General features: G+C 68.0%; 28 protein-coding genes. 9 read left to right on the forward strand and 19 right to left on the reverse strand.

Annotated elements, in window-relative coordinates; translation table 11 throughout:
- Positions 1-56: 56 nt before the first annotated feature.
- The 4 genes from ABID41_RS05095 to ABID41_RS05110 form a co-directional block, all read right to left on the reverse strand.
- On the reverse strand, positions 57-1,124 hold the full coding sequence (locus ABID41_RS05095; protein WP_331927861.1) for a phosphotransferase family protein: 1,068 nt from the start codon (positions 1,122-1,124) through the stop codon (positions 57-59).
- A gap of 111 nt (positions 1,125-1,235) precedes the next feature.
- Complete coding sequence (purD, locus tag ABID41_RS05100) at positions 1,236-2,510, reverse strand: phosphoribosylamine--glycine ligase (protein WP_331927863.1); 1,275 nt, start codon at positions 2,508-2,510, stop codon at positions 1,236-1,238.
- Between the two features lie 32 nt (positions 2,511-2,542).
- Positions 2,543-3,007: a VOC family protein gene (locus ABID41_RS05105; protein WP_354297251.1), complete on the reverse strand. Its 465-nt coding sequence runs from the start codon at positions 3,005-3,007 to the stop codon at positions 2,543-2,545.
- A 43-nt stretch (positions 3,008-3,050) separates the two neighbouring features.
- On the reverse strand, positions 3,051-4,061 hold the full coding sequence (locus tag ABID41_RS05110; protein WP_331931116.1) for a 2'-deoxycytidine 5'-triphosphate deaminase: 1,011 nt from the start codon (positions 4,059-4,061) through the stop codon (positions 3,051-3,053).
- A gap of 143 nt (positions 4,062-4,204) precedes the next feature.
- On the opposite strand from ABID41_RS05110, the gene metZ reads away from it, so the two are divergent.
- The gene (gene metZ / locus ABID41_RS05115; protein WP_331931114.1) at positions 4,205-5,389 is read left to right on the forward strand and encodes an O-succinylhomoserine sulfhydrylase; all 1,185 of its coding nucleotides are present in this window, start codon (positions 4,205-4,207) and stop codon (positions 5,387-5,389) included.
- On the opposite strand, the gene ABID41_RS05120 is transcribed toward metZ, so the two are convergent.
- The 4 genes from ABID41_RS05120 to ABID41_RS05135 all read right to left on the reverse strand — a co-directional run bounded on the left by ABID41_RS05120 (position 5,364) and on the right by ABID41_RS05135 (position 9,794).
- Positions 5,364-6,446, reverse strand: coding sequence for a carboxylesterase family protein (locus tag ABID41_RS05120; RefSeq protein ID WP_331931112.1), 1,083 nt, complete (start codon positions 6,444-6,446; stop codon positions 5,364-5,366). The two genes, metZ and ABID41_RS05120, sit on opposite strands and share 26 nt — an antisense overlap.
- A gap of 28 nt (positions 6,447-6,474) precedes the next feature.
- Positions 6,475-7,383: an Hsp33 family molecular chaperone gene (locus tag ABID41_RS05125; RefSeq protein ID WP_331931110.1), complete on the reverse strand. Its 909-nt coding sequence runs from the start codon at positions 7,381-7,383 to the stop codon at positions 6,475-6,477.
- A 193-nt stretch (positions 7,384-7,576) separates the two neighbouring features.
- Entirely contained in the window at positions 7,577-8,512 is a 936-nt protein-coding gene (argF, locus tag ABID41_RS05130; protein ID WP_331931108.1) for an ornithine carbamoyltransferase, read from the reverse strand.
- A 103-nt stretch (positions 8,513-8,615) separates the two neighbouring features.
- Entirely contained in the window at positions 8,616-9,794 is a 1,179-nt protein-coding gene (locus ABID41_RS05135) for an aspartate aminotransferase family protein (protein ID WP_331931119.1), read from the reverse strand.
- 224 nt (positions 9,795-10,018) lie between these two features.
- Between ABID41_RS05135 and ABID41_RS05140 the strand changes: the two genes are divergently transcribed.
- A complete protein-coding gene (locus tag ABID41_RS05140) occupies positions 10,019-10,432 on the forward strand; it encodes a YbaY family lipoprotein (protein WP_331931106.1) in 414 nt (137 codons plus the stop codon).
- Positions 10,433-10,438: 6 nt separating this feature from the next.
- Here the strand turns inward: ABID41_RS05140 and ABID41_RS05145 are convergent, their stop codons facing one another.
- Positions 10,439-11,260 carry an ABC transporter permease gene (locus ABID41_RS05145; RefSeq protein ID WP_331931104.1) on the reverse strand — a complete coding sequence of 274 codons (822 nt, stop codon included), beginning with the start codon at positions 11,258-11,260 and terminating at the stop codon, positions 10,439-10,441.
- Between the two features lie 250 nt (positions 11,261-11,510).
- On the opposite strand from ABID41_RS05145, the gene gcrA reads away from it, so the two are divergent.
- From gcrA to ABID41_RS05165, 4 genes are all read left to right on the forward strand, one after another.
- Positions 11,511-12,026, forward strand: a complete 516-nt coding sequence (gcrA, locus tag ABID41_RS05150) for a cell cycle sigma 70 cofactor GcrA (protein ID WP_354297252.1) — start codon at positions 11,511-11,513, stop codon at positions 12,024-12,026.
- Positions 12,027-12,126: 100 nt separating this feature from the next.
- The gene (xseA, locus tag ABID41_RS05155) at positions 12,127-13,581 is read left to right on the forward strand and encodes an exodeoxyribonuclease VII large subunit (RefSeq protein WP_331927819.1); all 1,455 of its coding nucleotides are present in this window, start codon (positions 12,127-12,129) and stop codon (positions 13,579-13,581) included.
- Positions 13,582-13,609: 28 nt separating this feature from the next.
- Positions 13,610-13,828 carry a DUF2093 domain-containing protein gene (locus ABID41_RS05160; RefSeq protein WP_331927817.1) on the forward strand — a complete coding sequence of 73 codons (219 nt, stop codon included), beginning with the start codon at positions 13,610-13,612 and terminating at the stop codon, positions 13,826-13,828.
- The gene (locus ABID41_RS05165; protein WP_331927815.1) at positions 13,807-14,676 is read left to right on the forward strand and encodes a M23 family metallopeptidase; all 870 of its coding nucleotides are present in this window, start codon (positions 13,807-13,809) and stop codon (positions 14,674-14,676) included. Before ABID41_RS05160 ends, ABID41_RS05165 begins: the two co-directional genes overlap by 22 nt.
- On the opposite strand, the gene ABID41_RS05170 is transcribed toward ABID41_RS05165, so the two are convergent.
- Entirely contained in the window at positions 14,673-15,587 is a 915-nt protein-coding gene (locus tag ABID41_RS05170; RefSeq protein WP_331927813.1) for a lysophospholipid acyltransferase family protein, read from the reverse strand. The two genes, ABID41_RS05165 and ABID41_RS05170, sit on opposite strands and share 4 nt — an antisense overlap.
- Positions 15,588-15,712: 125 nt before the next feature.
- On the opposite strand from ABID41_RS05170, the gene ABID41_RS05175 reads away from it, so the two are divergent.
- On the forward strand, positions 15,713-16,108 hold the full coding sequence (locus tag ABID41_RS05175; protein ID WP_331927811.1) for a helix-turn-helix domain-containing protein: 396 nt from the start codon (positions 15,713-15,715) through the stop codon (positions 16,106-16,108).
- A gap of 42 nt (positions 16,109-16,150) precedes the next feature.
- A complete protein-coding gene (hisN, locus tag ABID41_RS05180) occupies positions 16,151-16,975 on the forward strand; it encodes a histidinol-phosphatase (protein WP_331927809.1) in 825 nt (274 codons plus the stop codon).
- A gap of 3 nt (positions 16,976-16,978) precedes the next feature.
- On the opposite strand, the gene ABID41_RS05185 is transcribed toward hisN, so the two are convergent.
- From ABID41_RS05185 to ABID41_RS05205, 5 genes are all read right to left on the reverse strand, one after another.
- Positions 16,979-18,418, reverse strand: a complete 1,440-nt coding sequence (locus ABID41_RS05185) for an alpha/beta hydrolase (RefSeq protein WP_354297253.1) — start codon at positions 18,416-18,418, stop codon at positions 16,979-16,981.
- Position 18,419: 1 nt separating this feature from the next.
- Positions 18,420-18,728 carry an SCP2 sterol-binding domain-containing protein gene (locus ABID41_RS05190; protein ID WP_331933038.1) on the reverse strand — a complete coding sequence of 103 codons (309 nt, stop codon included), beginning with the start codon at positions 18,726-18,728 and terminating at the stop codon, positions 18,420-18,422.
- 110 nt (positions 18,729-18,838) lie between these two features.
- Positions 18,839-19,279, reverse strand: coding sequence for a DUF3617 domain-containing protein (locus tag ABID41_RS05195; protein WP_331933037.1), 441 nt, complete (start codon positions 19,277-19,279; stop codon positions 18,839-18,841).
- Between the two features lie 138 nt (positions 19,280-19,417).
- Positions 19,418-20,314 (reverse strand): class I SAM-dependent methyltransferase, encoded by an 897-nt coding sequence (locus tag ABID41_RS05200; protein WP_331933036.1) that lies wholly within the window; start codon positions 20,312-20,314, stop codon positions 19,418-19,420.
- Between the two features lie 65 nt (positions 20,315-20,379).
- Positions 20,380-21,219 carry a class I SAM-dependent methyltransferase gene (locus ABID41_RS05205; protein ID WP_331933035.1) on the reverse strand — a complete coding sequence of 280 codons (840 nt, stop codon included), beginning with the start codon at positions 21,217-21,219 and terminating at the stop codon, positions 20,380-20,382.
- Between the two features lie 259 nt (positions 21,220-21,478).
- Between ABID41_RS05205 and ABID41_RS05210 the strand changes: the two genes are divergently transcribed.
- Positions 21,479-21,934 (forward strand): Hsp20 family protein, encoded by a 456-nt coding sequence (locus ABID41_RS05210; RefSeq protein ID WP_331933034.1) that lies wholly within the window; start codon positions 21,479-21,481, stop codon positions 21,932-21,934.
- Positions 21,935-22,052: 118 nt separating this feature from the next.
- Here ABID41_RS05210 and ABID41_RS05215 read toward each other — a convergent pair whose 3' ends face one another.
- From ABID41_RS05215 to gpmA, 4 genes are all read right to left on the reverse strand, one after another.
- Positions 22,053-22,820, reverse strand: a complete 768-nt coding sequence (locus ABID41_RS05215) for a crotonase/enoyl-CoA hydratase family protein (RefSeq protein WP_354297254.1) — start codon at positions 22,818-22,820, stop codon at positions 22,053-22,055.
- A gap of 59 nt (positions 22,821-22,879) precedes the next feature.
- Positions 22,880-24,139: a pentapeptide repeat-containing protein gene (locus ABID41_RS05220; protein ID WP_331932002.1), complete on the reverse strand. Its 1,260-nt coding sequence runs from the start codon at positions 24,137-24,139 to the stop codon at positions 22,880-22,882.
- A gap of 75 nt (positions 24,140-24,214) precedes the next feature.
- Positions 24,215-24,658, reverse strand: a complete 444-nt coding sequence (locus tag ABID41_RS05225; protein WP_331932001.1) for a bifunctional diaminohydroxyphosphoribosylaminopyrimidine deaminase/5-amino-6-(5-phosphoribosylamino)uracil reductase RibD — start codon at positions 24,656-24,658, stop codon at positions 24,215-24,217.
- Positions 24,655-25,368, reverse strand: a complete 714-nt coding sequence (gpmA, locus tag ABID41_RS05230; protein ID WP_331932000.1) for a 2,3-diphosphoglycerate-dependent phosphoglycerate mutase — start codon at positions 25,366-25,368, stop codon at positions 24,655-24,657. Before gpmA ends, ABID41_RS05225 begins: the two co-directional genes overlap by 4 nt.
- Positions 25,369-25,443: the final 75 nt, after the last annotated feature.

Raw genomic sequence — 25,443 nt, forward strand, 5'->3', positions numbered from 1 at the left:
ACGTGGGCGCAGGCCAGCTTGGCCTGCGCCCTAATCGCATGCCGCGACGTCAGTTTCTAGGCCCCCGCCTTCTGGGCGTAGGTCCAGGCCGACTTGGCGAGCGCCGGCACCCGTTGCGCCATGGCGGCGGCCTGCGGGCTGTTGGCCGTGCCGTCCCGAACCCGCCCGACGATGCCCTGGCAGATGCCGGCCAGCCGGAACATGTTGTACGAGAAGAACCAGTCCAGGTGATGCAGGCCGGACCGGCCGGTCCGTGCGCAATACAGCTCCACGGCTTCATCGAGCGTCGGAATGCCGTGCGCCTTCAGGTCCGGGATCTGCGAGATCGTGCCGTTCACCCAGTTCATCAGCAGGTAGGTGAAATCGGCCAGCGGCTCGCCGAGGGTTCCCAGCTCCCAGTCGAGCACCGCGATGACGCGCGGCTCGGTCGGATGGAAGACCATGTTGTCCAGGCGGTAGTCGCCATGGACGATCGAGGTGCGCTCCTGCTCGGGCAGGCTCCTGGGCAGGAACTCGATCAGCCGTTCCATCTCTTCGATGTGGACGGTCTCCGAGGCCTTGTACTGTTTGGTCCAGCGGTCGACCTGACGGCCCATATAGTTGCCGGGCTTCCCGTAATCGCCCAGGCCGATGGCCTGGTAGTCGGTGTTGTGCAGGTCGGCCAGGGTGTTGATCTTCGAGGTGAAGATCGCATGGCGCTCGGCCGGCTCGTACTGCGGGAGCTGCTGGTCCCAGAGGATGCGGCCCTCGACCATGTCCATGACGTAGAACATGGTGCCGATCACGCCGTCGTCGGTGCAGAGGCCGTAGGACCGAGCCACCGGGAAGCCGGTCGGATAGAGGGCTGTGATCACCTTGTACTCGCGATCGACCGCGTGAGCCGAAGGCAGCAGCTTGCCCGGCGGCTTGCGCCGCATGACGTAGGTCTTGTTCGGGGTGATCAGTTGGTAGGTCGGGTTGGACTGGCCGCCCTTGAACTGGCGAACCTCGAGCGGGCCTTCGTAGCCGGCGACATTCGCCTGCATCCATGCGGCAAGCGCGGCCTCGTCGAAGCGATGGCTTTCGGCGACCTCCTTGGTGCCGCTGTTGAGCTGTTCGCGCTTTTGCTCGGCGACGTCGGCCATGGCGTTCCCTCAGGTCGTACAGTTGTTTGAACCACCATACCGAGGCGCGGCCCCGGCGAGCAAGCACCGAGGCGAAATCCATACCGATTTTTCTAATAAATGACGCCGCCGTCAGCGAACGGCGAGCGCCCGCCAGCCGATGTCGGTGCGATGGAAACCGCCCGGCCAATCAATCCTTTCGATCGCCGCATAGGCCTTGTCGCGCGCCTCCTGCAGCGTCGCGCCGCGAGCGCAGACGTTGAGGACGCGGCCACCCGCCGCACGCAGAGTCCCGTCGGCATCGCGGGAGGTGCCGGCGTGGAAGACCACGACCTCAGGCCCGAAGTCCTGTTCGGCCCCACGGATGACCGAGCCGGTGACTGGGCTTTCCGGATAGCCGTCGGATGCGAGAACCACGCAGATCGCCGCCTCATCCCGCCAGACCGGCGCCGGCAGCTCGGCCAGGGCGCCCTTGGCGCAGGCGACGAGGTAGGGAACCAGGTCGCTTTCCAGCCGCAGCATCAACACCTGGCACTCCGGATCGCCGAAGCGGACGTTGAACTCGACCAGCTTGGGGCCATCCCTGGTCGCCATCAGTTCGACGAAGAGCACACCCTTGTAGGGCGCGCCTTCGGAGGCGATCCCGGCGAAGGCGGGCTCGGCAAGGCGCGTGCGGACCTGCTCCACCAGTTCGGGCGTGAAGACCGGAGCCGGCGAATAGGTGCCCATGCCGCCGGTGTTGGGGCCGAGCTCGCCGTCATAGGCCCGCTTATGGTCCTGGGCGGAGCCGAAGACGATGGAGTCCTTGCCGTCGCAAAGAGCGAAGAGCGAGCCGATCTCGCCCTCCAGGAATTCCTCGATCACCACCCGCGCGCCGGCCGCGCCGAACCGGCCGCCCAGGGCGTCGTCGATCGCTGCTTCGGCGGCGGCCCGGTCCTGAGCGATGACCACGCCTTTGCCCGCCGCCAGGCCGTCGGCCTTGATGACATAGGGCGGCTTGAAGCCGTCCAGGGCGGCCTTGGCCTCGTCGGCCCGCTCACACACCTTGTAGCCGCTGGTGGGCAGGCCGTGCCGATCGGCGAAGCCCTTGGTGAAGGCCTTGGACGACTCGAGCTGGCCGGCCTGGGCCAGGGGCCCGAAGCAGGGAACGCCGGCCTTGGACAGAGCGTCGGCGAGGCCCGCCTCCACGGTGACCTCGGGGCCGATCACCACCAGGTCGGCGGCGATCTCCTGGGCCAGCGCCACCAGGCCGGTGACGTCCGTCGGCTTCAGGGGAGCGAGCTCACCCAGGGAGGCCATGCCCGGATTGCCCGGCGCCATGACCAGACGTTTCACCAGCGGCGAGGCCGCGATCTTCCAGGCCAGCGCATGTTCGCGCCCGCCAGAGCCGACGAGGAGGATGTTCATGCGCCCGCCTTTGGCGCGCCTGCGCCGTTCGGTCAAGGACGGCCGGCGGCGCCCCAGCGCGCCACCCGCAGCGCCGCGCTCTGGGCGCTGTGTGGATCGGCCCGGCTAGGCGGCGCGGTGATCTCGATGACGACGCCGTCCGGATCCTCCAGATAGAGCGACTGCTGGACCCCATGGTCCTCTTCCCAGAAGCGAAGGCCGGCCGCGCGCAGCCTGCCCCGCCAACCATCGAGCTCGGCGCCATCCTCGACCGCCAGCGCGTAGTGGCGCGCGTCACGCGGCAGCCCCTGATAGCTCGGCGCCGGCGCGCCCTTCAGTTCGACCAGCACCAGCTCACGCCCGTCCGGCAGGGCGAAGACCATCATCAGCCAGGGATAGGAGTTCCAGTCGTCGCCCTCATGGGCCTCCGCCAGCGTCAGGCCGAGAACATCGCGGTAGAAATCGAGACTGCGTCCGGCGTCCTGCACCGGGAAAACCACATGGTCGAGCCTGAGCATGGGCGCCCTCCTTTCGAGGGGCGCACAGCATACCACACCGCCGTCACCAGACGCGGAAATGCTTGGAGAGTTTCAGGCCCTGGCGCTGATAGTGGGAGCCCAATTCGCCGTACAGACGGGCAGGTTTAGCGGTGAGCGGCTCATAAACCAGCCGAGCGACGATCTGGCCGTCTTCGAGCAGGAACGGCGTCTCGTGGCTGCGAACCTCGAGCACCCCGCGCGAGCCCACGGCGTTGGCTTCCTCGGTGCCGAAGCCCGGATCGAAGAATCCGGCGTAGTGGACCCGAAACTCCCCGACCGACGGATCGATCGGCGTCATCTCGGCCGCTTCCATCACCGGAATCTCGACAGCCTCCTTCGAGGCCAGGATGTAGAACTCGCCTGGATCGAGCAGCAGTTCGCCGCGGCGGGGGATCAGCGGCTCCCAGAAGTCGCGCGGGTCGTGGCCATCCACGCGATCCATGTCGACGACGCCCGCGTGGCGACGGGCGCGGAAGCCCGCGACGCCGTCCGAGAGGTCGACCCCGACACTGCGGATCGAAAGCTTCGGCGGATCGCCGCGCTTCAGCCGGAGCTGGTTGAGGCGGGTCGAGGTGCGAACCAGGATCGAGAAGGTCTGTGGCGCGATCTCGATATAGGTCGGGCCGCTATAGCCTTCGGCGACGTCGTCGAAGGTCACGGATTTGTTGGTCAGCAGGCGAACGAAGACGTCCACCCGGCCGGTCGAGCTCTTGGGGTTGGCGCGCGCCGAGACACCCTTGGGGAGGGCCAGGCTCTCCTGCAACTCGGCGATATAGACGCAGCCCCGCTCAAGCACCGCACCCTTGGTCAGGTCGAGTTCGTGCATGGCCACGTCCGCGATCCGCTGGGGAACCGTGCGGCCTGCCCCTGGCAGGAACGAGGCCCGCACCCGCCAGGCGCGGGCGCCCAGGCGCAGGTCGAGGCTGGCCGGCTGGACCTGGTCGGCGTCGAACGGTCGGGACGCGGTGATAGCCCCTTCGGCGATCAGGTCCTCGATGGATTGGGAAGGCAGAATGCCGGGGGCGTCACTCATCGCCGCGACACTCGCCGCCCGCCACGAGTCTGGCAAGCCGCTGGTGCGCCATTCTCTATAAGACGCGGCAGTTTTTCACTGGTGGCGGCAGCTCGGAGGGGGTTTAGAGAGCCCTCATCATTCTCGAGTTTGGAGACGCGGCCATGGCCGAAGACGTGCGCGATTGGGAACTGGAAACCAAACTGGTGCGCGGCGGTCTCACGCGGACGCCCTACGGCGAGATTTCCGAAGCGCTCTTCCTGACCCAGAGCTTCGCCTACGACACCGCAGGGGCGGCGGACCGGCGGTTCTCGGGCGAGGAGCCCGGCTTCATCTACCAGCGCTTCGGCAACCCGACGACGGCGATGTTCGAGGAGCGCCTGGCGCTGCTGGAAGGCGCTGAGGTCTGCCGCGCCACGGCCTCGGGGATGGCGGCCGTCCATGTGGCGCTGCAAGGCCTGGTTCGAGCCGGCGACCACATCGTGGCGGGCCGGGCGCTGTTCGGCTCCTGCCGCTGGATCCTCTCCGACTGGATGGGCCGCTTCGGCGTCGAGGTCACCTACGTGGACGCCACCGACCTGGAAGCCTGGAAGAACGCCGTCCGCCCGAACACCAAGGCCTTTCTGGTCGAGACCCCCGCCAACCCGCTGCTGGAAGTCACCGCGATCGGCGCGGTGGCCGACATCGCCCATGCGGCCGGCGCCAAGCTGGTGGTGGACAACGTGTTCGCCACCCCGGTCTTCCAGAAGCCGCTGGCCCTGGGCGCGGACGTCGTCGTCTATTCGGCGACCAAGCACATCGACGGCCAAGGCCGAGTCCTGGGCGGGGCGATCCTGGGCGCCGAGCAGGTGATGACCGAGGCCTACAAGGACATCCTGCGCCATACGGGGCCGGCGCTCTCGCCGTTCAACGCATGGGTGCTGCTGAAAGGGCTGGAGACGCTGGACCTGCGCGTCCGCCGCCAAGCCGAAAACGCCAGCAAGATCGCCGAGGTCATCGCCAGTCACGGCAAGGCCAAGCAAGTGCTCTATCCCGGGCGGCCCGACCACCCGCAGGCGGCGATCATCGCCAACCAGATGACCGGCGGCGGCAATGTCGTGGCCTTCGACCTCGGCAGCCGCGAGGCTGCGTGGCGGTTCTTGGACGCCCTGGCGATCGTGGACATCTCGAACAACCTCGGCGACGCCAAGTCGATGGCGACGCACCCGTCGACCACCACCCACCGCTCGATGCCCGAAGAACAACGGCTGGAGATTGGCCTCACCCAGGGCTGGGTGCGGATGAGCGTCGGCCTCGAAGGCGTCGGCGACCTGAGCCGCGACGTCAGCCGGGCGCTGGACGCGGCCTAGCCTCCAGCCAGCGCAGAATCTCGCCGCTCATCTCGGTGGGATAGGTGTGAGCGAGGTCGCCCATCTCCCGATAGGCGACCTCCGCGCCCGCGGACTTCAAGGCCCCGACGGCGCTCCGCGCCATGTCGACCGGGAACATCCAGTCGAGAGCGCCATGGACCACATGGATCGGCAGGCTGCGCAGGCGGTCGGCATCGGCCATCTGTGCGAGCATCGGATGGAAGGCCGCGGCCACCGGCGCCAGGTGGGTGAAGGGCGACGCGGGCTCCAGCCCGCTCACATAGCTGAAGGTGCCGCCGTCGCTGAGACCGGTCAGCAGCAAACGGCCCGGATCGAGCCGCCAGCGAGCGTCGATCTCCAACAGGATACGGGTCAGGTTGGGCGTGTCGAGATCGGGGCCGGAGAGCGCCCAGGTCTGCCCCATAGCAGTCGGCGCGGCGACGATGGCGCCATGGCTGCGTGCTGCGCGCAGCCAGCTCCACAGGAACGTCCGGCCATTGCCCGAGCCGCCGTGCAGCGCCACGACCAGCGGCCAAGTGCGCTCGGGCGTATAATACTCCGGCACATAGAGCGAGAAGCCGCCCCGCGCGCCGGGCTCGCCGCCCGCATGCATGACGCCGGTGTGGGCCGCCGGCGTACCAAAACGCCCCTGCAACGCCGCGTCACCGCGCATCGCCGGCTCCAGGAAGAAGCGGTTTACAGGCGGCAGCACCGCGGCCAAGGGATAGAGCGCCTCGAGCGCTAGGGGGGCCTGGCGCAGCCCCCGAAAAGCGCGCAAGGCATCGCCTGTTTCCACCGCAGCGCGTAGTTCGTCAAAGCCGGACAGGACCGCCGAGCCGGCCTCATCGAGCTGCGCGCGCAGCACGATGGCCGGTCCCTGCCAGTCCGAGAGCTTTCGCAGGGCCTCACGAAGGGCGTCTTCCGGCCGGCCGACCCTCCCCATCAGATCGGGCAAGTCCGGCGGGTTCAGCCGCCTGCCGATAAAGGCGAGCGCCTCCAAAGCGCCGAGAAGAGCGCCAGTCAGGGTCGCGAGTTCGTCAAGCTCCCGGTCGTCCACAGCGTCCTCCCATGACGCCATAGTCGCGTCAGCCGAGATCGGCTGGATCGACGTCGTAGACCTTAGAGCAGTATTCGCAGGTCACATGGATCTTGCCGTCGTCCTCGACCATCTCGGCGCGCTCGTCGGGACCAAAGGATCTCAGGACCGTGGATATCCGGTCCTCCGAGCAGCGGCAGAAGGCCTGGAGGGGCTTGGCTTCGAACAGCCGCACGCCATCCTCGTGGAAAAGACGGAAAAGCAGTGTTTCGGCCGAGATGGTCGGATCGACCAGCTCGTCCTCTCCGATGGTCTCGAAGAAGGCCTGACTGCGGTTCCAGGCCTCCTCGGTCGAGCCGCGAGCGTCGTCCTCGGCGATATTCTGGATCAGCATGCCGCCCGCGCGCCATTTCGGTCCCTGCCCCGCGTCGGCCTGGCCGACGGCGAGGCGGACGCGGGTCGGGGTCTGTTCCGATTGGGCGAAATACTGCTCGGCGCACAGGGCCAGGGTCTCGCCCTCGATGGCGGTCACGCCCTGATAGCGATCCATGTCGGGACCCTGATCGATGGTCATGACGAAGACGCCGCCGCCCAGGAGGGACTTGGCGCCCGGACGCGCGAAGCCGGTGCTGAGCCGGGCCACTTCCTCTTCGTCGAAACGGCAGTAGCCGCGCAGGGAGCCGGAGGTGTCGTAGTCGGCCACGACATAGCGCACCGGGCCGTCACCCTGCGCCTGGACGATCAGGCGGCCGTCGAACTTCAGGCTCGAGCCGACCAGCGCTGCGAGCGCACAGGCCTCGCCCAGCAGGTTCGCCACCGGCTCGGGATAGGCGTGACCGGAAAGGATCTCATGAATCGCGGGGCCAAGGCGGACCACGCGGCCGCGCACGGGTTCGCCCTCGATCTGAAACGGGGCGACGAGGTCGTCAGGAGCGGCTTGCAGAGCGGTGTCGGACATGGTGCGCGCATATAGGACGGCGGAGGCCAAGTTGCGAGCTTGGCCTGCGCAGAGCGACCTGAAGGCAGGGCCTCTCCCCTATCGGTTCGTCATGGCCGGGCCGTCAGGTCCCGGCCAGATAGGAATGTTGCGCATGGATCCCCGGCGCGCATTCGCGGCCGGGGATGACGATCCAAGAAAAGCAGGTGCGCGGTCAGATCGCCCGGAAGCACCAGGCCAGAATGGACTTCTGGGCATGGATGCGGTTTTCGGCCTCGTCCCAGATCAGGGACTGTGGGCCGTCGATCACGTCGTCGGTCACTTCCTCGCCCCGGTGGGCGGGCAGGCAATGCAGGAAGACGCCGTCCTTGGCCGCCAGGGACATCAGGTCGCCGTCGACCTGATAAGGCTCCAACGCCTCCATGCGCTCGTCATGGTCGGTGTCGCCCATGGAGACCCAGGTGTCGGTGATCACGCAGTCCGCTCCGCGCACGGCCTCGCGCGGGTCGTCGGTGGTGAAGACCTGGCCTTGCAGCTCGGCGGCGCGGGCCAGATCCATCAGATCCGGATGGTAGAGCGCCGGGCTGGCGATATTGAGCTTGAAGCCGAGCTTCGGCGCGGCGTGGATGAAGCTCGAGCAGACGTTGTTGCCGTCGCCGACCCAGGCGAGCGTGCGTCCCTTGAGCGGGCCGCGATGCTCTTCGAAGGTCATCAGGTCGGCGATGATCTGGCAGGGATGGCCCTTGTCGGAAAGGCCGTTGATCACCGGCACGGTCGCGGCGTAGGCCAGCCGCTCGACGTCCTCATGGCTGTTGGCGCGCAGCATGATCGCATCGACCATGCGCGAGAGCACCTTGGCGGTGTCCTCGATGGTCTCGCCGCGGCCGAGCTGCATGTCGTTGGCTGTCGAGATGATCACGTCGCCGCCAAGCTGGCGCATGGCCGCATCGAACGAGAAGCGCGTACGCGTCGAGTTCTTCTGGAAGATCATCGCCAGCGTGCGCTCGCGCGCCGGAGCGTCGCCGTCCACGCGGCCTTGTGGCCAGCCGCGACGGGCGGCCTTGCGGGCCTTGGCGTCGTCCAGGATCGCGCGCAGGTCGGCGGCCTCGATCTTCCAGAGGTCGACAAAGTGTCTCGGGGATTGGGTCATTGGATCGAATCCTGAAACCCGCTCATTCCCGCCAGAGCGCGAAACCAAGCCGGCACGGCCCCGGCTTGGCGCGTCGTCAAAGGAATGAGCGGCGATCTGTGTTCTAGGCGGCGGCCTTGGCCTTCTGGCGCGCGCGTTCGCAGGCGCGTTCGAGCTTTTCGACCGCCTCGCGAGCCTCTTCGAGGGTCAGGTTGAGCGGCGGAAGCAGGCGCACGCAGTTGTCGCCGCCGCCGGCGAGCAGCAGGTGCTCGTCGCGGGCGTGCTGCATGAACTCGCGGTTGTTGGTGGCGAGCTTCAGGCCGATCAGCAGGCCCTTGCCCCGGATATCGAGGACGATGTCCGGATAGCGGTCCTTCAGCCCGTTGAACTGCTGGGTGAAGTAGCCGGCCAGCTCGCGGACATGATCCATCAGTTCGGGCTTCGACAGCTCTTCCATGGCCGCCAGCCCGACGGCCATGGCCAGCGGGTTGCCGCCGTAGGTCGAGCCGTGGGAGCCCACGGTCATCCCGGAACCGGCCTCGGCCGAGGTCACGCAGGCGCCGACCGGGAAGCCGCCGCCCAGCGCCTTGGCGAGAGCTACGATGTCCGGCTTCACGCCCTCGGCCCAGGTCCAGGCGAAGAGCTTGCCGGTCCGGCCCAGGCCGCACTGGATTTCGTCGAGGATCAGCAGGACCCCGGCGTCGTCGCAGATCTTGCGCAGGTCCTGGAGCTGCTGCTCGGTGAGCGCGCGGGCGCCGCCCTCGCCCTGCACCGGCTCGATGATGACCGCCGCGGTGGTCGGGCCGACGGCGGCCTTGAGGGCGTCCATGTCGCCGAAGGGCAGTTGCACGAAGCCCGGCATGCGAGGCCCGAAGCCTTCGAGATAGGCCGCGTTGCCCGAGGCGTTCACCGCCGCGAGGGTCCGCCCATGGAAGGAGCCCTCGAAGCCGATGATGTCGATGCGCTCGGCATTCCCCTTGGCCCAGTGGTACTTGCGCGCCGCCTTGATGGCGCACTCGACCGCCTCGGTTCCGGAATTGGTGAAGAACACCTCGTCCAGGCCGGTCAGGTCGGTCAGCACCTTGGCCAGCTTTTCCTGGCCGGGGATCTTGAAGACGTTGGAGACGTGCCACAGCTTCTCGGCCTGGTCCTTCACCGCCTGCACGAGCCGGGGGTGGGCGTGGCCCAGCGCGTTCACGGCGATGCCCGCCATGCAGTCGAGATAGTCCTGGCCATCCGTGGTGAACAGTCGCGCGCCCTCACCTCGCTCGAACGCCAGCGGGGCGCGGTTATAAACGCCCATGATGTGGTCGCTGGGAACGGTCGCGGCTTGATGCGCGGTCTTTTCAGTCACGGGGATGCCCTCCGAAAACGTAAGCGTCCCCGCGGCAAGGGCGGCGGGGACTGGAAGGCTTGGCGTTTTCCGATGGGAACGGCGATCTGTCAATGATCGGCTTTCCTTCCGAAGCGATGGACGGCGGGGGTCCGCCGGGCCATGGTCGATGCAGATTCACCGAGGAGTTGAGGATGCGCCCTGGGATGCTCGCCCCGCTCGCAGCCGCCATGCTGGCGCTTACGGGCTGTGCTTCGGCGCCGCCTGTGGCCGACAGGGCTCAGGTCACCGGGGCGGTCACCTATCGCGAGCGCATTCTGCTGGCGCCGCCGGGCATGGTGACCGTGACCCTGGCCGACACTTCGCTGGCGGACGCCCCGGCCAGGGTGATCGCGACGCAGGTGATCGAGGGGGCTACGGCTCCGCCGTTCAATTTCAGCCTCGACTATGATCCGGCGCAGATCATCCCGAACCATACCTATACGGTCTCGGCCCGGATCGAGGTGGACGGGCGGCTTCGGTTCATCAACGACACCCAAGTCCCGGTCATCACGCGAGGCGCGCCGACCCATGTGGAGATCGTCGCCGTGGCCGTGCCGCAGCGCTGAGAACGATCAGGTCTTCAGCTTGTAGCCGGTCTCGAACGCCCAGAGGCAGGTGAAGGCCAGGGCCATCACCAGGCCCGCGGTCATGCCGACGCCGGCCAGCAGCGAACCCTCGGCATGGCCGATGAAGCCGTAGCGGAACCCGTCGATCAGATAGAAGAACGGGTTGTAGTGGCTGGCCGAACGGAACGGCTCGGGCAGGCGGTCGACCAGGTAGAAGGTCCCCGACAGGAAAGTCAGCGGCATGATGATGAAATTGGTCACCACCGCCATGTGGTCGAACTTCTCGGCCCAGAGGCCGGCCATGATGCCGACCATGCCGAGGATCAGGGCCGCGCCGATCCCGAAATAGAGCACAGCCCAGATGTGGGCGACGGGTAGCCAGGCGAAGGGCAGGATCGCCGCGAAGGTCACCAGGCCCACCACCACGCCGCGGGTCGCCGCCCCCAGGGAGAAGGCCAGGACCTGCTCCAGCGGGGTGAGCGGCGGGGTCATGAAGTCGCCCACCAGGCCGTTGAACTTCGCCTGCAGCAGGGATGACGAGGAGTTGGCGAAAGCGTTGTTGAGGATCTGCATCATGATCAGGCCGGGCGCCACGAACACCGCGAACGGCGTGCCGTGGATCGGCGGGGCCGCGCCGCGCACAGCCACCACGAAGACCATCATGTAGAGCAGGGCCGTGACGACCGGAGCCGCCAGGGTCTGCATGCCCACCTTCCAGAACCGCCGGACCTCGCGCATGTAGAGGGTCGCGAAGCCCGCCCAGTTGAACCCGTGATAGTCCCGGGGCTGGGGCGGAATGACGGTCGGGGCGTCAGGCACGTCTTTCATGCCCCCGATGTGCCCCCCCTTCGCGCCCGGCGCAAGCGGCCGGCTTGACGAGCTTCGCCGTTACGATCCTGTGGATAGAATCAACATCTAGTTTCTGTGGACGAACCCCAGGGCGCCTATTGTGGCCTCTCCGGAACGAGTTACGATATCTAGTAGTTGCTGATGGGGGCGTTGATACGCCGCCACAAGATGTAGATCCCGGTTCGCGGGGGCGAGGCCGGGAGCGCGTACAAGCGAGTGGAGGCCAGACATGGGTTGGACTGACGAACGCGTCGAGAGTCTGAAGAAACTCTGGCAAGACGGCCTCTCGGCCAGCCAGATCGCGAAACAATTGGGCGGGGTGACCCGCAATGCGGTGATCGGCAAGGTGCACAGGCTTGGCCTGTCGGGCCGCGCCGCACCGTCGAAACCTGCACGACCGGTCTTCAAGGCTCCGCGTCCGGCCCGTCCGGTCGCGGCCCCGGCTGCGCCGCGCCGTATCCAGGAACCGGTCGTCGCGACCGCTGCGGCCGCCACGGCGCCCCTGCCCGCGCCCGTCCGCCATGTGGACGAAGCGCCCGGCACGGCCACGGTGCTGACCCTGGGCGCGCACATGTGCAAGTGGCCGATCGGCGATCCGTCGAGCGACGACTTCACCTTCTGCGGCCGCCGCCAGGACGAGGGCCCCTATTGCATGGAGCACGCCCGCGTCGCCTATCAGCCGGTCCAGACCAAGAAGCGCACCGGCGCCAACGAGCTGGCCCGCTCGCTGCGCCGTTACATCTAGTACCCCGAGGGGATGGCGTGGGGCGCGTCCGCGCGATGGTTCGCCATCGCCGGGCGCGCCTCTGCTTTTTTCCGGAGGCCGTCATGGCTATGTCTGCCCCATGACCGATATCGCGCCTGAGACATCCGGCAACGCCAAGGCCTATTCGGTCTCGGAACTCGCGTTCGCTCTTAAGCGCACGCTGGAGGACGCCTACGGCTTCGTGAGGCTGAGGGGCGAACTCTCCAAAGTTACTCACCACTCCAACGGCCACGTCTATCTGACCATCAAGGACGAACGCGCCGCCATCGACGGCGTCGTCTGGAAGGGCTCGGTCCGCAACCTCTCCATTCGCCCGCAACAGGGGATGGAGGTCGTGGTCACCGGCAAGATCACCACCTACCCGGCCGGATCCCGCTACCAGATGGTCATCGAGACCATGGAGGCGGCGGGCGTCGGCGCCCTGCTGGCCCAGCTTGAACGCCTGAAGGCCAAGCTGCAGGCCGAGGGTCTGTTCGAGCCGTCCCGCAAACGGGCGCTGCCGACCATGCCTGCGGTGGTCGGGGTGATCACCAGTCCCACCGGCGCGGTGATCCGCGACATCCTGCACCGCATCCGCGACCGCTGGCCCTGTCGGGTCATCGTCTGGCCCGTCGTGGTGCAGGGAGACGCCGCCGCCGGCCAGGTCGCCAACGCCATCGCCCGCTTCAACGCGCTGCCGATGGATGGCCCGGTCCCGCGGCCGGACATCCTGATCGTCGCCCGCGGCGGCGGTTCGGTGGAAGATCTTTGGGCGTTCAACGACGAGGCCCTCGCCCGCACCGTGGCCGAAGGGACCATCCCGCTGATCTCGGCGGTGGGTCACGAGACGGATACGACCCTGATCGACTTCGTCTCCGACCGCCGCGCGCCGACACCAACCGCGGCCGCAGAAATGGCGACGCCGGTGTTCGCGGAGCTACGTGGCTATATCGGCGACCTTTCGGCGCGGCTGCACCGTTGCGGCGGCCGTGTGGTCGAGGATCGCCGCGGCCGGGTCGAACATGCCGGCCGCGCCTTGGGCCGGGTTCCCGACCTGGTGGAAATGGCCGCCCAGCGCTTCAACCTGGCCGCCAGCCGGCTGGGCGCCGGCCTGTCGCGCAATGTCGCTGCCCATGGGACCGACCTGGTCCGCGTCTCCGCACGCCTTCACCCGGCGCTCCTCAAGCGGCCGCAGGAAGTGCAGACCGACCGGCTCCAGCGGCTGTCCGTGCGGCTGTCGCCAGCCATGGAGCGGCGCATCGAGCGGGCCGGCGAGCGGCTGACCGGCCTTTCGAAGCTCTACGCCTCGGTCGATCCCAGCGCGCCGCTGAAGCGCGGCTTCGCGCGAGTGCATCGGACGGACGGCTCGCTGGTCCGCGAGGGTGGCTCGCTGGCGAGCGGCGAAGGCGTGCGGCTGGTCTTCGCCGACCAGACCCGCGAGGCCGTCATCGACGGGGCGTCCTCGCCCGCTGCAGTTCCGGCTCCAAAGGTCGGCCCAAAGCCGGCGCGTCCCGCCAAGCCGGCGCCGCCATCCAACCAGGGCGACCTGTTCTGACGAGCCCGGACGCGCTACATAGACGACTATGAACGCCCACGACCGTGACCTTACCGGCGCCGACATCGCTTCCCTGCACTACGGAGACGGGGATTTCGTCGTCCTGAAACCGGGGCGCTACGTGATCTGCGCCGTCTCCCGGGTGAAGATTCCGATCGAGGCCCTGCGCTACTGGAACCCCGCGCTGCAGGAAGCCTACGCCACCCCGGCCGACGCCCTGGCGCGTTGGAAGGAAATGCAGTCCTGATCGGCCGCCGGGCCGCAGCCCTCGGGATCACTGGCCTGGGGATAGCCGGCCTAGGCCTTGCCGCACGTCGCGCCCATGCCGGCGCCGGCCTCGCCCTCAGCGGACGCTTCCAGCAGGGCGGGTTTGCGATCGGCCGCACCGATCCAGGCGCCAAAGTCTTCCTCGATGACCGGCAAGTAGCCCGCGCCTCGGACGCCGGCTTCTTCATCCTCGGCTTCGATCGGGACGCCGCGCCGCTGACGACCGTCAAGATCGCCAGCCGCGACGGCGAGGCGCTGCGCACCCTGCAGATCGGCCGCGCCGAATACGACATCCAGCGGATCAAGGGCCTGCGCCGGGTCTACCAGGGCAAGGCCAGCCCTGAGCTCGAGGCGAGGATGGCGGCGGAGACCAGGCGCAAGACCGCAGCCTTCGCCAGCCATGCCGACCGCGACGACTTCCGCAGCGGCTTCTCCGCGCCCCTCAAGAATTTCCGCGTCTCGGCCCGCTTCGGGGGCCAGCGCATCGTCGATGGACGGCCCCGGCCGCCGCATTACGGCATCGACCTGGCTGCGCCGCGAGGGACGCCGGTTTACGCCCCGGCCGGCGGGATCGTAACCCTCGCCGAGACCGGCATGCTGTACGAGGGCGGGCTGATCATGATCGACCACGGCCAGGGCTTGACCACGGCTTATCTGCACTTGAGCGGTGTCGACGTCATGCGCGGGCAGCAGGTGAGCCGCGGTCAGCGCATCGGGGCGGTCGGCGCCACAGGCCGCGCCACGGGACCACATCTGTGCTGGCGCATGAAATGGCGCGACCGGCACATGAACCCGATGCTGATGGTGGGCGCCGCGCCTCCCGCCTAGCGGTTGCGCTTATAGGTGTCGTTGGGCCAGCGCTTGTGGGTCCAGAACCATTCAGCCGGCCGCTCGCGCACGCGCTCCTCCACAAAGGCGTTGATCTTGCGGACGCCCTCGGCGACGTCGGCCGCGTTGTCACCGGTGTGTTCCAGGCGGATCGGCTCATGCACCACCACGCGGAAGCGAGCCTTCCGCTTACGCTGCACCGACATTGGCTGCAGCACGGTGTTGAACCGCAGGGCCAGGCGCGAAGGCCCCGGCGCCGTATGGCAGGTCAGGCCGAAGAACGGCGAGGCGACCCCGCCGTTGAACTTCTGATCGTTCATCAGGGCCACGGACTCCCCGCGGCTCAAGGCCGCCAGCAGGTCGCGCGCGCCGTCCCCGCCCTTAGGTGCGAAATAACGGACGCCATAGCGGAAGCGGTAGTCGCGGACACGCTTCTCTACGTGCGGATTGTTCATCGCCCGATAGGTGATGTGGCACTGGACAGGGGAGTTCACGATCGTCGCCGGCATCACCTCGAAGTTGGCGAAGTGACCAGAAATGAACACCACCGGCTCGGCGTTGGCGGCGATCTCGCTGAGTCGATGGCCGTTCACAACCTCCACCCGGTCGGGCGAGCGGATGATCCTGTCCATGATCAGCAGCTCGAGAAAGGTGCGCCCGGTGTTGTCCCATTGGTCGGCCAGCAGGGCCGCGATGCGGCTGTCCGAGGCGTCCGGAAAGGCGATGCGCAGGTTGGTCTCGGCCACCCTGTGAGCGCTGGTCATCGGCCCCAAGGTCTTGAAAAACCACGCGCCGAAGTCGGACACCAGATCGACCGGCAGGATGCGGGCGAAGCCGATCACCACGTCGAAGGCGAGCGCTTCCAGCCGCCACAAAAGGTCCTGCGCCACAGAGGGCTTAGCCTGGGTCATGGGCCTCTACTAGTCAGGTCACTTGCTGTCGTGCAACGCGAACGACACTCGCTTGGCGCGCGATTTGCCGGTTCCCCCGCAAGCCGTCTCAGTTTGGAACGGCGCCAGTAGAAGGATCGGGGGCGATGGAGTCCATGGGCAACCAAATCGACGTTCACCTCGGCAAGCGGCTGCGCCGTCGGCGCCGTCTGCTGGGGCTGACCCAGCAGCAACTGGCCGGAGCATGTGGCGTGCGATTCCAGCAGATTCAGAAGTACGAGTGCGGCGCCAACCGTATCTCGGCCTCCCGCCTGTGGCAGCTTTCCGAGGCTCTCGATGTACCCGTCGGCTATTTCTACGACGGTCTTGGTGGCCCGAACGGCGCCGAGAGCGAGACGGTCGAGGCGAGCTGCACGAGCGAAGTGCTTTCGAGCGACGAAACGCTCGACCTGATCCGCGCCTATTACCAGCTCGACGAGCGCCCCCGCCGTCGCCTGCTGGACCTGGCCAAGTCCCTGAATGGCGATCCGGAGCTGGTCTGACGCAGCTTTCGGAAAGGCCAGCGGCGCGCTAAAGCGGGGGCCATGCCCTCGCCCGCCGCCCTCGCCGCCGACCGCCTGTCCGAGCTGGACGCCTTCCTCCTCGAATTGAACACGGTCGCGGCGGACGTCATCCTGCCCCTGTTCCGCGCCGACCACGGCCTTGAGGACAAGGGCGGCGTCCGCGGCTTCGACCCCGTCACCGCCGCCGACAAGGGCGCCGAGGCCGCGATCCGCAAGCTGATCGCCGCGCGCTATCCGGACCATGGGGTGATTGGGGAAGAATACGGCGAGGACCGTCCGGACGCCGAGTTCGTCTGGGTGCTAGATCCCGTCGACGGCACTCGCGCCTTCATCTCCGGCCTGCCGCTCTGGTGCGTCCTGATCGGCCTGCGCCACCAGGGCCGTCCGGTCCTCGGCTCGATCGCCCAGCCGTTTCTGGATGAGATCTATCTCGGGCATGCCGCCGGCTCGCGCCTCATCGCCCGCGGCCAGACCAAGCCCCTGCAGGTCCGCCCCTGCCCCAAGCTCACCGACGCGGTCATCGCCACCACCGATCCGGAAGGCTGCTTCGACGGCGCCGAACTGGGCGCCTGGACCCAAGTCCGCGCGGCAGCACGCCTCGCCCGCCTGGGCTGCGACGCCTATGCCTACGCCATGGTCGCCATGGGCAAGATGGACATGGTGATCGAGGCCGGGCTGAAGGCCTGGGACATCGAGTCGGCGATCCCCCTGATCGAGGGCGCCGGCGGCCTGGTCACCAACTGGCGCGGCCAACCGGTCGGCCCCGACGGCGGCCAGATCGTCATCGCCGGCGACCAAGCCTGCCTCGACGAAGCCCTGGTCGCCCTCAAGCGCTCGGCGAAATAAGGCTCAGGCCTTCGGCTTGGCCGTCTTGGCGGCCGGCGGCTTGCTGGCGGGCTTCGCCGCCTTCGCAGGGGCAGCCTTCTTTGCAGCGGCAGGCTTGGCCACTGCGGCCGGTTTCGGTGCGGCCTTGGGCGCAACGGCTTTCTTGGGCGCAGAGGCCTTGGCCGAAGCTTTCGGCGCGGCAGCCTTGGCCGGGGCGGGCGTCTTCACCGCGGCGACCTTCTTGGCGGCGGGCGCCTTGGTCGCGGACTTCGGAGCGGCGGCAGGCTTGGGCGTCGCTTTGGCCGGCGCCCGCGCCTTCTTCGTCGCGCTCGCCACCTTCGGCTTGGAAGCGGCCTTCGGCTTGGGCGCCGGTTTGGCCTCCGTCGCCGGCTCGGGCTTCGGCTCGGGCGTCACGGGCGCAGGCTGGGCCTCGGCCGGTGCGGCCGCGGCCGGCTTGGGTTCTGGCGTGGGCGCGGGCTCTGGCGCCGCCTTAACGACCGGCGGCTCCGCCGGCGCGGCGGGCGCCGGTGCTGATTTTCCAAGTAGAGCGTCAAGGGCACGTAGGAAGATGTTCCGCATCGCGTCCGTCTCCATCAGGATTTCGTGGTACGCGCCGGGCGCCGAGACGAACTCGCCTTTGGGCAGGTTCGCCGCCACGGTGCGCTGTGCGCTGTTGTCGACAAGCCGATCCCGCTCGGCCGAGACGATCACGACCGGGATCGTCACTGCGTCGAGGTTCTCCGGCCTCGCCAGGTAACCGGTCGCCCTCAGCGCGAAATCGAGCCATCCCCAGGTGGGACCGCCCAGACCAAGCGCCGGGTGAGCTGCAACCTGAGCCTTGGCCCGCTCATAGCGGGTCCGGTCATGGGTCAGGATGTTGTTGTCGAAGGTTTCGGCCGGCCCTTCGGCGCGCACATAACCGCCCGAGCGGCCGATCAGCCTGTTGAAGCCCGCGAGCAGCCGCGCGACCGGCAATGGCAGGCCGCCGAGCTGGATGCCGAGCATAGGCGCCGAAAGGATCGCAGCCTCGAAGCGCGGCGCTTCGCCCCGCGCCAGGGCGAGCAGCGTCAGGCAGCCCCCCATGGAATGGCCGATAGCGAACCAGGGCTTGGGCAGTTGGCTCTCGTACTTCGCCAGCAGCGCGCGATAGTCGGTGAGAAAGGCCTCGTACCCTCGCGCGTGGCCGGCGAGCCGGTCCGGCAGCTCACGGTGCGACAGCCCCTGGCCGCGCCAATCGTGAGCCAGCACGACATAACCCCGGCCGGTCAGGTCCTCGATGACCTCGAAGTACTTCTCGATGGGTTCGGTCCGGCCACCGCTGAGGACGATGGAACCCCGGGGCGCACCCTTGGCGGGAAAGATCGCGGCGCGCAGTTCGGCGCCGTCCGCGCTCTTGAACCACTCGGCCCGGCCGCCCGCCGGGATGGGCGCGCCGGGGATCGAATAGAGCGGCGCACCCGGCATATCAGGCCAGTCTCGAAAACAGCGCCTGCATCTGAGGCTGCAGCGACATGGCCAGTCCCATGTCCGATACCTTCAGCCGGCCGGTTATGACCGCCGTCATCGGGTTGAGCTCTCCGGCGCCGAGGGCCTTCAGGTCCTTCTGGCTGATGGACACGGTCAGGTCCGCCGGCTTGTCCTCGTTGGTCACGGTTCCGCCGTCGATGTGGATGAAGCCTTCCCCGCGCAGGTCGACCTTGAACGACCGGCCCAGGCCGGAGTCGTTCCCCACCGCCGCCGCCACCCGCTGCGTCAATTCCTCAAGAGTCGCCATACGCCATCCCACGTCACGTAGGCGTGAGCTTCACCTCAAGCGCGTGCCAAGTAAACGGCCCACCTAGGGTTCGAGCCCCGTTTTGGGCGCAAAAGTCCCGATCAGGCCGCTTATTGAGCCTCTGGCGAAGCCGGGCAGCTCTCGGAGATACGCTTGGCCGTGGTGACTGCTTCGCCGCTCAGGGGCACGCCGGCATAGGTCGTACTGATCCTGGCCATCATGTTGAAGGTGGTCGGGGTATAGGAGCCCGTAGCCTGGATCGCCGCCTTGCTGCCGTTCTTGGTCGCGCAATTGCCCTTCAGGGTGATGTGGCCGTCCTTGAACACCCGGGTCGGGTAGTCGCACTTGTAGTGCCGGTTGGAGGGGCCCATCACGAACTTCGACACCTCGGCCGGGGTGATGCAGCGCTTTTCCTTCTTGGTCTGACTGATGATCGCCGTGACCTTGTTGGTCACGTCCCAGTAGCCGGGAAGGATCGTCTGTTCCTGCGCAGCGCTCGATCCGCCGAGCAGGACGAGGGAGGTCAAAGCTAGGATCGTCTTGCGGAGCATGTCAGGCCTTTGGCTTCGGTACGCACGACAGCTAGCGATCACCAACTGACTGGAACCTGAGCGACTCGCCTCTGAACCCGTTCACCTTGGGCTGAGAGGCGACATGGTTACCGTGTGCGGCCGATCAGGTCCATCGCGTCAGGCGGCAGGCTTTACGAGGCGCAGGGTCATCCGGTCGCTTTCGCCGATAGCGTCGTATTTCGCACGATCGAAGCTGGGGTTGGCCGGCTCGCCCCGGGGCGCGGTCAGACGCACCGGCGGCAGGGTCCAGACCCCGAAGGGATGGTCCTTGGTGTCCTTTGGGTTGGCGTTGATCTCGCTGGACTTGTCGAGGACGAAGCCCGCTTCTTGGGCGAGCTTGAGCACGTAGGCCTCCTGGACATAGCCCTCAGCGGCCATGACGTCCTGCACGCCGCCGGCCGGCGCCCGATGCTCCTCGACGCCGAGGACGCCGCCGGGCTTCAGGGCCGCGAACGCATCCTTGAAGGCCTTCTCGGCGATACCGGCGGCCATCCAGTTGTGCAGGTTGCGCAGGAAGAGCACGAGGTCGGCGCTATCGGCCGGGGCGACCGGGCCGCTGGCGCCTCCGAAGGCGGTGATCTCGACCTGGCCGTAGAGCTTCGGCTTCGCCGCCAACCTGGCGCGATAGGCTTCCACGATCTCGGCCGAGGCCGGGTCGGACGGCTCGAGATTGGCGGCGATCAACCGTCCGCCGTTGGCCGCCAGATAGGGTGCGAGGATGTCGGTGTACCACCCCGCGCCGGGCCAGAACTCGATCACCGTTTGGCCAGGCTTCAGCCCCCAGAACTGTAGCGTCTCGACGGGATGGCGCCAGGGATCGCGGGCCTTGTCGGCGGGAAGCCGCCAGTCACCAGCCACCGCCTCCTGCAGGGTCATGTTCCGGCTGGCCTTGGCCGCCGGGGCGGCTTCAGGCTTTGCGGCCTCCTGACGACCGCAGGCCGAAAGCGCCAGCGCCCCGACAATCAGGCCGCGCCGCGAAAACCAAGCCGCGGAGGAAAAAGACGTAAGCTGCATAGAAGTCCTGGGTAACCACCGTCCCGAGGCGACTAGCCTGCGACGGGACGATGGTCAAAGCATGGCTACTGCTTCACGAACTTCAACGTCATCCGGTCGCTCTCGCCGATGGCGTCATACTTCGTCCGATCGAAACTCGGATCGGCAGGCTTGCCGTTGGGGGCGGTGTTGCGGGACGGCGGCAGGGTCCAGACGCCGAACGGATGATCCTTCGTATCCTTCGGGTTGGCGTTCGCCTCGGATTGGCCCGCAAGCTTGAAGCCGGCCTTCTCGGCGGCTGCGACGACCGTGCTGGTCGCCACATAGCCGTCGCGGGCGTCGCCGATCTGCGGCCGCGGATCGGCGCGATGCTCCTCGACCGCCAGCACGCCGCCGGGCTTCAGGACCGCGGCGAAGTCCTTGAAAGCCTTGTCGACCATGCCCTCCTGCCACATCCAGTTGTGGATGTTGCGAGCCGTGATGACCATGTCGGCCGAGCCGGGCGCGCCCAGCGGGCCGGAGACCGGGCCGAAGCCGACATAGCTGATATTTCCATACTTCGCCGCATCGGCGTACTTGGCCTCGAAGCTCGCCCGGCCCTTGCGCGCGCCCTCCGAGAGCTTGGGATTGGCGGTGTCGGCGACGGCCGCCACATAGGTTCCGCCGGTGGCCTTGGCGTAGGGCGCAAGGATCTCGGTCCAGTAGCCGGATCCCGGCGAGATCTCGATGATGGTCTGCCTGGGCGCCACGCTCCAGAAGGTCAGGGTCTCGGTCGGATGCCGCGCGGCGTCGCGGGCCACATGAGCTTCGCCCCTTTGGGGCCCGGCGATGGCCGCCTTCAGCGCCGTATCTTCGGCCGCTGCGGCGGGCTGGACGACAACCGCGAGCGCGGCGGCGGCGAAAAGGGCGGAGAGGCGATGGGACATCTCTGGCGGGAGCCTTTGCTGCGTTCCTGGGTTGCGCGAGCCTAGAGGTCCGCCAGCCCCTGGCAAGCCGGCTTGAGCATTGGGCGCGGCGGACACGCAAAATTCTTGGCTTCGACAGGACTTGAACCCTTGGGAACGTCCACCACCTAAACACTCGAAGGCGCTGGACATCCGGGCCTTCCGGACACTGGACGAGGCCGATCTTGGCTCGTGCGCAGTCCGATCAACGCAACCTTGCTTAAGCCAAGAAGGTACTTCCATGCGTACTCTCGACTTTTCCCCGCTCTATCGCTCTGTCGTGGGCTTCGATCGCCTGGCCTCGCTGCTGGAAACCGCCAGCGCCGACGCCGCCGCCGGCTATCCGCCCTACAATATCGAGCGCACCGACGAGAACGCCTACCGCGTCGAGATCGCGGTCGCCGGCTTCCGTCCCGACGAACTCAACATCGAGGTCAAGGAAAACCTCCTGACCGTCCAGGGTCGCAAGACCGCCAACGACGACCAACGCCGGTTCCTGCATCGCGGCCTGGCCGAGCGCAATTTCGAGCGCCGGTTCCAACTGGCCGACTATGTGGTGGTGACGGAGGCCAAGCTCGCCGACGGCCTGCTTTCGATCTCGCTCAAGCGCGAACTCCCGGAGGCCCTCAAGCCCCGCCGGGTCGAGATCAGCACCGCGGCCCCGGCCAATCTGATCGAAGGAGAGAAGGCCGCCTAACCCTCCCCCCGAGGCGGCTCTAGCCCTTCTTCGGGGCGGCGCAGGAATTGCGCCGCCCCTCCCCCTCCCAAGTCCCCCTAGGGCGGCTCCGCAAGGCGCCGCCTTTTTCTTTGATCGCTCAGAAGGCGCCGTGGCGGCCATCGCCCGAGGCGAAGCGGGCCGCCCCGGCCTGGGCGTCGCCCGAGCGCAGCGACTCCCGCCCCCGCGCCAGTTCGAAGCGGGCGGCCTCTTCCCAGCCCATCGACCACTGGGCGATCGCCGAGGCGCGGTCGTTGCGCATGCAGGCCTGCGGGAAGCCGGATATCTGCTCGGCCAGGGCGATGGCGACGTCGAGCGCCTCGCCAGGCGCGGCCAGGCGGTTGGCCAGACCGATCTCGAAGGCTTCGCGCGCGCCCACCGGCCTGCCGGTCAGGATCAGGTCCATGGCCCGCGAATGGCCGATCAGCCGCGGCAGCCGAACCGTGCCCAGGTCGATCAGCGGCACGCCGAAGCGGCGGCAGAAGACGCCGAACACCGCATCCTCCGCGGCGACCCGCAGGTCGCACCACGCCGCCACCTCCAGCCCGCCGGCGACGGCGTGGCCTTCCACGGCGGCGATCACCGGCTTGGAGAGCGAAAGGCGCGTGCAGCCCATGGGCCCCAGGTCGCCCTCGTCATGCACCGGATTGCCGCGCCCTTCGCTGACGCCCTTCAGGTCCGCGCCGGCGCAGAACGCACCTCCCCGTCCCTGCAGCACAGCGACGTCCAGGCCGGAGTCGGCGTCGAAGCTCTTGAAGGCTTCATAGAGCGCCGTGGCGGTGGCCGCATCGACCGCGTTGCGGCGCTCGGGCCGCTCGATGGTGACGATGGCGATCCGGCCGCGGATCTCGAAACTGACCGTGCTCATCGGTGTCCTCCCGAAAGCCGAGAGGATAGGCGGGCGCCCTTAGGTCAGCCCAAGGGCCTTCAGATCACGTCTTCGAGGCCGCGCGCGCCCCATCGGCTGGCGTTGGTCAGGTTGGCGTTGCGAACCATGGCGCTGGTGAAGTTGGCGCGGGACAGATCGGCGTCGGCGAAGATCGCATGGCGGCAATCGGCGCGGGCCAGGTCGGCGTTTTTCAGCGCCGCGCCGGTCAGGTTGCATGGCAGTGTGCGGTCCGAGCCCAGCAGCAGCGGCCCCATCTGCGCATCCCGCAGGTCCGCGCCCGACAGCTTGGCGCCGATCAGCCGCGCCCCCCGCAGGTCCGCGCGGCGCAGGTTGCAGTTGCGCAGGTCCGCGCCGTCGAGCTGAGCGCCCTGAAGCTGCACGCCTTCCATGTCCAGGCCGTAGAACACCGCCCCCTTGGCCGACAGGGCCGTGAGGTTATAGCCGCGGATGGTCTCCAGGGCGCGCAGGTCGGCCTTGTCGAAGACGCTTGGCGTTCCCTCCGCGCCGCCGGTCTCACACCACTTGGCGTGGTCCCGGATCATGGTCTTGTAAGGCAGGTCGGCCACCGACTTGCCGACGGGATCGTCCGTCAGGACGCCGCGCATGTCGGCCTGGGTGACGTTCCAGGCGAAGGTCTTGGCGCCGACCAGGATCACGTCCTGCAGATTCGCACCGGCCAGGTCCGCCCCCGAAAGGTCGGCGCCGGCCATGTTCGCGCCGGACATGTTGGCCTGCTTGAGGTTGGCCCGCACGAGCTTGGCGTCCTTGAGGATCGCGTCGCTGAAGTCGGCCTTGATCGCCATGACGCCGGAAAGGCGCGAGCGCTCGAGGTTTGCGCCGGCGAGGATGGCTCCGGAGGCTTCGCCCACGCGATTGATATGTTCCAGAACCCGCAGCCCGCGGTCCCGGTCGCCGACGGCGATGGAGCCTTCACGAAGGTCGGCCTCGAAGAGATCGGCGCCGGTCAGGTTGGCGCCGCGCATGCAGGCCCCGCGCAGGTCGGCTCGGCGCAGCGAGGCGTCGGTCAGGTCAGCGTTCTGCATGTCCGCGCCGAATAGATTGGCATGGTCGAGTCGGATCCCCTGCATCCGGCACCCGGCGAGCACGGCCCCGGTCAGGTCAGCGTCGCAGAGGTTGCGGCCGCGCAGGTCCAGGCCCGAGAGATCCTTCCATGCGAAAACGGCGCGGGCGCCGCCGGGCTTGGACGTCCAGAGGCGGTCATGCTTGGCGCAAACGGCGTCCAGCTCGTACTGGTCGAGCTTGCGCAACTCCTGGATGGGAGCGTGCTGGGCGGACATCGGAAACCCCTTACTTGCGAGGCCAAGCTTAGGGCGCGCGCCCTTAACGCCGCCTTTCCCGTGAAGCTTTCCGCGTCAGGCCCTTGGGGGCGTGTAGTCGGCGTAGAGCCCCTGCGCCTCGTCGGCGAGCACGCCGAGGCGAACCCTGATCCCGGCCGCTCGCAGTCGCTCTGCGCCCTGGCCGGACGCAAAGGGCGAGGCGTCCTCGCAGGCGATTACGACCTCAGCCACGCCCGCACGGCTCAGGAGCTCCGAACAGGAGGCCGCGCCCGACGAGCGGGCGCCGCAGGGCTCCAGCGTGACATAGGCGATCGCCCCGGCCGCCGTTTCGCCGGCCTGGAGCAAGGCCTGCTCCTCGGCATGAGGGCGCCCCCCCTGCGCAGTCACTCCTTCGCCGACGACCGCGCCGTCCTTGACGATGACGCAGCCCACGCTGGGGTTGGAGGCGGTCAGGCCGACATGCTCCCGCGCCAAGCCGATGGCCCGGCGCATGTGCTGGAGGTCGGCCTGGTCGATCATGCGAGTTCGGGCAGAGCCGTAGCGCGCGCCTCGTCGAGATAGCGCGAACTGGTCGGCTTCAACTTGGCGTCCAGCTCGATGAGCAGCGGGTTTCCGGTCGGGATCTCGACCCCGATGATCGCCTCGTCGGAGAGGCCGAACAGCAGCTTCACGATCGCGCGAAGCGAGTTGCCATGGGCGGCGATCAGCAGCGTCTCGCCCCTGGCCAGGTGCGGCGCGATCTCGGCGTCCCAATAGGGCTGCACGCGGTCGAGGGTAGTCTTCAGGCTTTCGGTGTCGGGTAGGAGCGCGCCGGCATAGCGGCGGTCCTTGGAGAAGTCGAATTCGCCGCCGGGCGCCAGCGGCGGCGGCGGAACGTCGTAGGACCGGCGCCAGATCTTCACCTGATCCTCGCCGTGCTTGGCCGCGGTCTCGGTCTTGTTGAGGCCGGTGAGACCGCCATAGTGGCGCTCGTTAAGCCGCCAATCCTTGGTTTCCGGCACGAAGACCTGGCCTGCGGCGGTCAGGGCCAGCCACAGGGTGCGGATGGCGCGGGTCAGCACCGAGGTGTAGGCCCGGTCGATCTGCAGGCCCGCGGCCTTGATCAGTTCCCCGCCTTTCTTCGCCTGGGCCTCGCCCTCGGCGGTCAGGTCGACGTCCACCCATCCGGTGAAGCGGTCCTCGAGGTTCCACTGGCTCTGACCGTGGCGGAGAAGGATCAGGGTCGGCAAGGGGCGCGCTCCATCTGGCAAGGGGAGTTCGGGGCTAAGGCCCGCCAGGGCGAGCGTCAAGGTCCGCTGGCCGCC

This window comes from Phenylobacterium koreense (assembly GCF_040545335.1).
Lineage (GTDB): Bacteria > Pseudomonadota > Alphaproteobacteria > Caulobacterales > Caulobacteraceae > Phenylobacterium > Phenylobacterium koreense.

Bases quoted from the DNA above. Each gene is read 5' to 3' on its own strand.
- ABID41_RS05095 (WP_331927861.1), bottom strand. From the start codon at position 1,124: ATGGCCGACGTCGCCGAGCAAAAGCGCGAACAGCTCAACAGCGGCACC.
- purD (WP_331927863.1), bottom strand. From the start codon at position 2,510: ATGAACATCCTCCTCGTCGGCTCTGGCGGGCGCGAACATGCGCTGGCC.
- ABID41_RS05105 (WP_354297251.1), bottom strand. From the start codon at position 3,007: ATGCTCAGGCTCGACCATGTGGTTTTCCCGGTGCAGGACGCCGGACGC.
- ABID41_RS05110 (WP_331931116.1), bottom strand. From the start codon at position 4,061: ATGAGTGACGCCCCCGGCATTCTGCCTTCCCAATCCATCGAGGACCTG.
- metZ (WP_331931114.1), top strand. From the start codon at position 4,205: ATGGCCGAAGACGTGCGCGATTGGGAACTGGAAACCAAACTGGTGCGC.
- ABID41_RS05125 (WP_331931110.1), bottom strand. From the start codon at position 7,383: ATGTCCGACACCGCTCTGCAAGCCGCTCCTGACGACCTCGTCGCCCCG.
- argF (WP_331931108.1), bottom strand. From the start codon at position 8,512: ATGACCCAATCCCCGAGACACTTTGTCGACCTCTGGAAGATCGAGGCC.
- ABID41_RS05135 (WP_331931119.1), bottom strand. From the start codon at position 9,794: ATGGGCGTTTATAACCGCGCCCCGCTGGCGTTCGAGCGAGGTGAGGGC.
- ABID41_RS05140 (WP_331931106.1), top strand. From the start codon at position 10,019: ATGCGCCCTGGGATGCTCGCCCCGCTCGCAGCCGCCATGCTGGCGCTT.
- ABID41_RS05145 (WP_331931104.1), bottom strand. From the start codon at position 11,260: ATGAAAGACGTGCCTGACGCCCCGACCGTCATTCCGCCCCAGCCCCGG.
- gcrA (WP_354297252.1), top strand. From the start codon at position 11,511: ATGGGTTGGACTGACGAACGCGTCGAGAGTCTGAAGAAACTCTGGCAA.
- xseA (WP_331927819.1), top strand. From the start codon at position 12,127: ATGACCGATATCGCGCCTGAGACATCCGGCAACGCCAAGGCCTATTCG.
- ABID41_RS05160 (WP_331927817.1), top strand. From the start codon at position 13,610: ATGAACGCCCACGACCGTGACCTTACCGGCGCCGACATCGCTTCCCTG.
- ABID41_RS05170 (WP_331927813.1), bottom strand. From the start codon at position 15,587: ATGACCCAGGCTAAGCCCTCTGTGGCGCAGGACCTTTTGTGGCGGCTG.
- ABID41_RS05175 (WP_331927811.1), top strand. From the start codon at position 15,713: ATGGAGTCCATGGGCAACCAAATCGACGTTCACCTCGGCAAGCGGCTG.
- hisN (WP_331927809.1), top strand. From the start codon at position 16,151: ATGCCCTCGCCCGCCGCCCTCGCCGCCGACCGCCTGTCCGAGCTGGAC.
- ABID41_RS05185 (WP_354297253.1), bottom strand. From the start codon at position 18,418: ATGCCGGGTGCGCCGCTCTATTCGATCCCCGGCGCGCCCATCCCGGCG.
- ABID41_RS05190 (WP_331933038.1), bottom strand. From the start codon at position 18,728: ATGGCGACTCTTGAGGAATTGACGCAGCGGGTGGCGGCGGCGGTGGGG.
- ABID41_RS05195 (WP_331933037.1), bottom strand. From the start codon at position 19,279: ATGCTCCGCAAGACGATCCTAGCTTTGACCTCCCTCGTCCTGCTCGGC.
- ABID41_RS05200 (WP_331933036.1), bottom strand. From the start codon at position 20,314: ATGCAGCTTACGTCTTTTTCCTCCGCGGCTTGGTTTTCGCGGCGCGGC.
- ABID41_RS05205 (WP_331933035.1), bottom strand. From the start codon at position 21,219: ATGTCCCATCGCCTCTCCGCCCTTTTCGCCGCCGCCGCGCTCGCGGTT.
- ABID41_RS05210 (WP_331933034.1), top strand. From the start codon at position 21,479: ATGCGTACTCTCGACTTTTCCCCGCTCTATCGCTCTGTCGTGGGCTTC.
- ABID41_RS05215 (WP_354297254.1), bottom strand. From the start codon at position 22,820: ATGAGCACGGTCAGTTTCGAGATCCGCGGCCGGATCGCCATCGTCACC.
- ABID41_RS05220 (WP_331932002.1), bottom strand. From the start codon at position 24,139: ATGTCCGCCCAGCACGCTCCCATCCAGGAGTTGCGCAAGCTCGACCAG.
- ABID41_RS05225 (WP_331932001.1), bottom strand. From the start codon at position 24,658: ATGATCGACCAGGCCGACCTCCAGCACATGCGCCGGGCCATCGGCTTG.